This is a genomic window from Micromonospora sp. NPDC047134, assembly GCF_040643455.1.
In the GTDB taxonomy this organism is placed as follows: domain Bacteria; phylum Actinomycetota; class Actinomycetes; order Mycobacteriales; family Micromonosporaceae; genus Micromonospora.
Window position 1 is genome coordinate 45,470 of record NZ_JBEYUI010000033.1, and the last position, 6,223, is coordinate 51,692.

Genomic DNA, 6,223 nt, shown 5'->3' on the forward strand with positions numbered 1-6,223 from the left:
CTCAGCCGGCGCGGAACACGATGGTGTAGCTGAACGAGGTGCCGTCGACCTGATACGCGTAGCAGCCGGGCCCATCGACCGTGGTGGTGCCCGGCAGGTCGGTGTCCGCCCTGGTCAGCACGGCATGGTGGCCGTCGTGACGAGGCTCGCCCAGGTAGGAGAACTCGGCCGAGGCGGCACCCGGTGCGTCGATGCGCCCCGCGCGTACCAGCACCGGGCCGGTGTAGCCGACGGCCAGCCAGCGCATCTTCGCCGTGTAGCTGCCGTCGGCCTGCCGGTCGCTGGGACGCAGCGGCAGGGCTTCCCCGACGAAGTAGTCGGCGACCGGGTAGACCGGGCCCGGCCCCAGCACCCGCCGGGCCTGGTCCGGGTTGCTCCAGCGCTGCGGTTCGGCGACCGGGCAGGTGCCGTCGGGGGCCACGCTGGGCAGTCGCAGCGGTGGGACCGCGAGGTCGCCCGGGGATGCCGACGGGGAGGGTGCCGTCGGTGCGGCAGAGGGGGTGTCCGCCGGCGCGGGGTCACAGCCGACCAGCGTCGACCCGAGCGCCACGAGAGTCAGCATCCGAAACAGCCGCGCCATCTCCGCAGTATCGACCACCGTCGGTGTTTTCCGCTGCCCGGTGCCGCACGGCCCGGTCGACCGGGTGTAGGCGCACCGTTTCGGCGTAACGGCGGGGTCCGCAGGGGCGGGATACCGCCGTTGCGGCGAAACGGAGTCGATCAGCGGGTCTTTCCCGCCTACCGCAGACCGGATTCGTAGACGGCGATCACCGCCTGTACCCGGTCGCGGCAGCCGAGCTTGCGCAGCACCTCGGAGACATGGGTCTTGACGGTCTCGTCCCCGATGCCGAGATCGGCGGCCACCTCCGCGTTGGATCGGCCCCGGGCGACAGCGAGCAACACCTCCCGCTCCCTCGGAGTGAGGGTCGCGATCCGCTCAGCCCAAGGCCCGGTCAACCCCGGCGACCCGCCCCCGACAACCGGCCCCGACACCTCCCCTTCAGCCCCGCCCGCAGGCAACCTGGCAGCAGGCGCCCCGGTCGCAGGTGGCGTGGTCGTTTCGGCCGGTGCAGATGAGGGGGCGGTCGATCCGGCGCCGGCGGTGCGACGTCGGCGCAGTACGGCGGCGAACAGCACTACGGCGCCTACTGCGCCCAGGTAGAACGCCAGGTAGCTCAGGCGGATCCGGTCGAGCCACCGATCCGGTTCACCGGGGAGCAGGTTGACCGGCCCGACCAGCGGGACATGCCAGTACATCTCGCTGGTGCAGTACAGCACGGCGAGGGTGACCGCCAGCGCCGCCAGGGCCAGGGCGAGCCAGCGCGCCCCCTCGTAGACGGCGATCCCGAGCACCGCCAGCACAGCCAGCCACCAGCCCCAGGCGACCACCCCGAGCAACGGCGACAGCACCCAGGGGACAGCCGTCAACGCGCAGGCCACCTTCAGCCGGTACCGGGAGGAGGCGACCGCCGCGACCGCCGACAGGTTGGCGATGCCCAGCCCGAGCCGGGCCGGATCGATGAGCCAGGTGCTGGCACCCTCGTACAAGGCGTCCACCCCCCACCACGGGGTGGCCAGCAGCACCGTCCCCACCACTCCGGCGAGCACCAGCGGTACGACCCCCCGGGCCACCCCGCCGCGCAGGTCCGGAGCGGCCAGATCGGTAGAGGTCAGATCCGGGTTCGCCATGCCGCGAGCATGCCAGCCGCCGGTCGACATTCGCCTCCCCGAGAGGCGGGAAATCAAGGCTCGATCAGCTCCCCCGTCCGGGGGAGACCGCTCTCTTCACCCCCGTTGACCTGCGCAAGAATGCCGGCAGCCGGGGTGGTCGCGCTCCCGGCATTCCTCCTGGCCGATCTTCGCTCGACCGCACTTCCCGGCGGCTTACGGTCAGGGTCAGCCGTTGTTCCGCGAGCGCCTGTTCGCTGACCTCGAGGTGAGGGGGAGGCATGACGTCGCACCGTGCAGGTCATCGAAGGCGTCGACCGGAGCCCCGCCGTCCGGCCGGTCCACGGCCCCCCGCAACCGGTCCCCACCCCCTGCGCCGCTGATGTGCGGAATCAGTGGGGAGGCCAGGTTCGACGGTACGACCCCGGATGCCGCCGCGGTGACTCGGATGACGGAGGCGATGCGGTCCCGGGGGCCGGACGGTACGGGCCGGTGGAGCGAGGACTGGGTGGCCCTGGGGCATCGACGGTTGACCATCATCGACCTGTCCGAGGCCGGCAGTCAGCCGATGGTGCGGGAGGATCTGGCCCTGGCCCTGGTCTTCAACGGCTGCATCTACAACTATCCCCAGCTACGCGAGGAGTTGCGGGCCGCGGGCCACACCTTCCGCTCCACCAGCGACACCGAGGTGATCCTGGTGGCGTACGCCCAGTGGGGTGAGGACTTCGTCGACCACCTGGTCGGCATGTTCGCCGTCGGCCTGGTCGATCAGGCTCGGCGTCGGTTGGTGCTGGCCCGGGACCGGCTCGGCATCAAACCCCTCTACCTGGCCGAGACGGCGGGCCGGCTGCGGTTCGCCTCCACCCTGCCGGCCCTGCTGGCCGCCGGGGAGGTGGACACCGAGGTCGACCCGGTGGCGTTGCACCACTACCTGTCCTGGCACTCGATCGTGCCCGCCCCCCGGACCATCCTGCGCGGGGTGCGGAAGCTGCCCCCGGCGACCGTACGGGTCGTCGAGGCCGACGGACGCAGCCGGGAACACGTCTACTGGCGACCCGACTACCTTCGCCGACCCGTCCACACCGGGTGGGCGGCGCGGGACTGGCAGGAGGCGATCGGCGAGGCCCTGCGTACGGCCGTGGCCCGGCGGCTGGTCGCCGACGTGCCGGTCGGGGTGCTGCTCTCCGGCGGGTTGGACTCCAGTCTCATCGTGGCGCTGCTGGCCGAGGCGGGGCAGGAACACCTGCGTACCTTCAGCATCGGCTTCGACAGTCGCGGTGGCGAGGCCGGCGACGAGTTCCACTACTCCGACCTGGTGGCCCGCGCCTTCGATACCGACCATCAACGCCTGCAACTGGCCGACGACGACCTGGTGCCGGCGGTACGCCGGACGGTCGAGGCGATGACCGAGCCGATGGGCAGCCACGACGTGGTCGCCTTCCATCTGCTCTCCGAGCAGGTCGCGCGGCACGTGAAGGTGGCGCAGTCCGGGCAGGGGGCGGACGAGGTGTTCGCCGGGTACGGCTATCACCAGCCCTTCGCCGAAATGCCCCGGGATCGGGCTGCGGCAGCCTTCGCCGAGGCCTTCTTCGACCACGGGCACCCGGAACTGGCCGAGGTCGTCGGCCCGGCGTACGCCTTGGCCGGTGATGCCAGCGGCGACCTGGTCCACGCGGAGCTGACCGCGCCCGGCGCGGACACCGCGTTGGACGCCGTACTGCGCCTGGACACCCATCTGATGCTGCCGGACGATCCGGTGAAACGGGTGGACAGCATGAGCATGGCCTGGGGGTTGGAGGTACGCACTCCCTTCCTCGACCAGGACCTGGTCGCCCTGGCCGCCGCCTGCCCGCCGGAGCACAAGGTCGCCCAGGGCGGCAAGGGGGTGCTCAAGGAGGTGGCCCGCCAGGTCCTGCCGACGGAGGTGATCGACCGGCCGAAGGGCTACTTCCCGGTGCCCGCGCTGCGCAACGTCGACGGGCCGGTCCGCGAACTGGTCGTCGAGGCGTTGCGGGCCCCGGCCGCGCGGGAGCGTGCCCTGTTCCGGCCCGAGTACGTCGACCGGCTGCTCGCCGACCCACAGGCGGCGCAGGCGGCGGCCGGCAGCAACAAGCTGTGGCAACTCGGCCTGCTGGAACTCTGGCTCCAGACCCATGGCGTCCGGTAGCCGGGGGGTCGAGCCGACCCGGCTGACCCTGGGGGTGGAGGAGGAGTTCCTGCTGCTGAATCCGGACACCGGGGAGAGCATGCCGGTGGCCGAGCAGGTGCTGGCCGCCCTGTCCGGCACCGCCCGTGCCCAGAGCCGGCAGGAGTTCCGGCACAGCATGTTGGAGATGGTCACCCCGGTCTGCGCCGACCTCGGGCAGTTGCGCGAACATCTGATCACCCTGCGCCGGTCCGCCGCCGAGGCCGCTGAGGCGGCCGGCGCACGACTGGTGGCGGTGGGCGCGACCCCGGTGGGCGAGGCCCAGCTGACCGTGCCGGACGAGCAGCGCTACCACGCGATGTCCCGCCGTTTCGGGCCGGTGGCCCACGATCCCGCGGTGTGCGGCTGCCATGTGCACGTCGGGGTGCCGGACCGGGAACTGGCCGTGCAGGTGTGCAACCACCTGCGGCCGTGGCTGCCGGTGGTGCAGGCGCTGACCGCCAACTCCCCGCTGTACGACGGTCGGGACACCGGTCACAACAGTTGGCGGTCCATGCAACTGGAACGCTGGCCGAGTATCGGGCCCACCCCGCATTTCGAGTCGGTCGCCGACTACGACGCCACCGTGCAGGAGTTGATCACCGCCGGGATCATGCTCGATGCCGCGATGGTCTACTGGTACGCCCGCCCGTCTGCCGCGTACCCCACGGTCGAGGTCCGGGTCGGCGACGTCTGCCCCTGCGTGGACGACACCGTCCTGGTCGCCGCCCTGGTCCGGGCGCTCGTCGCCACGATGATCGACCGGGTACGCGAGGGGGTGCGGCCCCTGCAGATCCGGGACTGCCTGGTCGCGGCCGCGCACTGGCGGGCCGCCCACGACGGAGTCGACGGGGTGCTCGTCGATCTGTGCAACGGCGGCGCCCGACCCGCCTGGGAGTTGGTCGACGACCTGCTCGACACGGTCACCCCCGCACTGACCCGCCATGACGATCTGGACCTGGTGCTCCGGCAGACCGACCGGTTGCGCCGGGAGGGCACCGGCGCCACCCGGCAACGTCGGGTGATGGCCGCCACCGACGGCGACGTCCAGGCCGTGCTGCGACACCTGATCGCCCAGACCGTGGCGGGTTGACCCCTCCGGGTTGGCCCCGGCGGGCCACCGGTTGGCCCAGCGGGGCCGCCGGAGCGGGAAGTGACCTCGACAGTGTTTCGACGACGAGGAGGACGCGTGTTCAGCCACACCAAGAACCTTCAGTTCGAGGCCAAGCCGGACGGGCCCGACGCCGCGTTCGCCCGCCGGCTCCAGGAAGTCCTGGGCGGCAAATGGGGCGAGATGACCGTCGCCAACCAATACCTCTACCAGGGCTGGAACTGCCGACTCCCCGGAAAGTACAAGGACCTGCTCCTCGATGTCGGCACCGAGGAGATGGGCCATGTCGAGATGATCGCCACGATGATCACCCGGCTGCTGGAACACGCGCCGCTGTCCCTACAGGAGGCCGCCGAGGGCAACCCGATGGTGGGGGCGATCTACGGGGGCTCCAACCCGGCGCACTTCATCCACGGCGGCGGTGGTGCGATGCCGGTGGACAGTGTCGGGATGCCGTGGAGCGGCAACTACGTCACCGCCAGCGGCAACCTGATGGCGGACTTCCAGCTCAATGTCACCGCCGAGGCCCAGGGTCGGCTTCAGGTCTCCCGCCTGTTCAACATGACCGACGACCCCGGGGTCAAGCAGATGCTGCGGTTCCTGCTGGCTCGGGACACCATGCACCAGAACATGTGGATGGCGGCCATCGAGCAGCTCAAGGAGGACGGGCTGGAAGGGATGCCGGTGCCGGACGCCTTCCCCGACTCCCCGGATTTCACCGAGGAGTTCAGCTACGCCTATCTCGACTTCTCCCCCGACGGGGATGCCGCCCAGGGCCGCTGGGCCGCCGGACCGGCACCGGACGGCAAGGGAGAGTTCCGGTACGACAAGACACCCCGCGCGCACGCCCCGGAGCCGGTCCTGCCGCCGGGAGACCCTCGCCTGTACGGCACCGACCCGGGGCTGGTGCAGGGGGTGGTCAACAAGGTCAAGAGCAAGGTCACCTGACGTGTCGGGCGGGCCCGGCCTGCGCCGAGCCCGCCCGTCCCCAGGTCATCCCCGGGGTTGTGTGGTATCCGTCAGCGTTGCAGGGTCAGTACGCCCGGACGGTACGGCAGCAGGCCGTAGTCGCCGCCGGAGTTCGGAGCCCGGCCCTGGTAGAGCAGTTGCAGGTTGCAGGGGTCGATCGTCATGGTCTGATCGGCGTTGCTGCGGATCAACTCGCCGTGGCTGATGTCGTTGGTCCAGGTCGCGTTGCTGTTCGCCTTACCGGCGAACGGGTTGCTCTCGCTGGCCGCCTGCGGGGTCCAGGTGCCACC

The 6,223-nt window shown here is 71.2% G+C and carries 5 protein-coding genes and 1 pseudogene; 3 read left to right on the forward strand and 3 right to left on the reverse strand.

Annotated elements, in window-relative coordinates:
• Window position 1: 1 nt before the first annotated feature.
• Window positions 2–580 carry a hypothetical protein gene (locus ABZ795_RS26375; protein ID WP_357532308.1) on the reverse strand — a complete coding sequence of 193 codons (579 nt, stop codon included), beginning with the start codon at window positions 578–580 and terminating at the stop codon, window positions 2–4.
• 158 nt (window positions 581–738) lie between these two features.
• Window positions 739–933: pseudogene (locus ABZ795_RS26380) on the reverse strand (helix-turn-helix transcriptional regulator); the annotation flags it as partial.
• Window positions 934–2,050: 1,117 nt separating this feature from the next.
• Between ABZ795_RS26380 and ABZ795_RS26385 the strand changes: the two are divergent.
• The 3 genes from ABZ795_RS26385 to ABZ795_RS26395 all read left to right on the forward strand — a co-directional run bounded on the left by ABZ795_RS26385 (window position 2,051) and on the right by ABZ795_RS26395 (window position 5,912).
• Window positions 2,051–3,835, forward strand: a complete 1,785-nt coding sequence (locus ABZ795_RS26385) for an N-acetylglutaminylglutamine amidotransferase (RefSeq protein WP_357532309.1) — start codon at window positions 2,051–2,053, stop codon at window positions 3,833–3,835.
• Complete coding sequence (locus tag ABZ795_RS26390) at window positions 3,822–4,946, forward strand: glutamate--cysteine ligase (RefSeq protein WP_357532310.1); 1,125 nt, start codon at window positions 3,822–3,824, stop codon at window positions 4,944–4,946. The genes ABZ795_RS26385 and ABZ795_RS26390 overlap by 14 nt, the downstream gene beginning before the upstream one ends.
• Window positions 4,947–5,042: 96 nt before the next feature.
• The gene (locus ABZ795_RS26395; protein ID WP_327023634.1) at window positions 5,043–5,912 is read left to right on the forward strand and encodes a manganese catalase family protein; all 870 of its coding nucleotides are present in this window, start codon (window positions 5,043–5,045) and stop codon (window positions 5,910–5,912) included.
• A gap of 71 nt (window positions 5,913–5,983) precedes the next feature.
• On the opposite strand, the gene ABZ795_RS26400 is transcribed toward ABZ795_RS26395, so the two are convergent.
• Window positions 5,984–6,223, reverse strand: a 240-nt coding sequence (locus ABZ795_RS26400) for a non-reducing end alpha-L-arabinofuranosidase family hydrolase (RefSeq protein WP_357532311.1), incomplete at its 5' end; no start/stop codon positions are given.

Coding starts and splice junctions, on each gene's coding strand:
- ABZ795_RS26375 (WP_357532308.1), bottom strand. CDS start 580: ATGGCGCGGCTGTTTCGGATGCTGACTCTCGTGGCGCTCGGGTCGACG.
- ABZ795_RS26385 (WP_357532309.1), top strand. CDS start 2,051: ATGTGCGGAATCAGTGGGGAGGCCAGGTTCGACGGTACGACCCCGGAT.
- ABZ795_RS26390 (WP_357532310.1), top strand. CDS start 3,822: ATGGCGTCCGGTAGCCGGGGGGTCGAGCCGACCCGGCTGACCCTGGGG.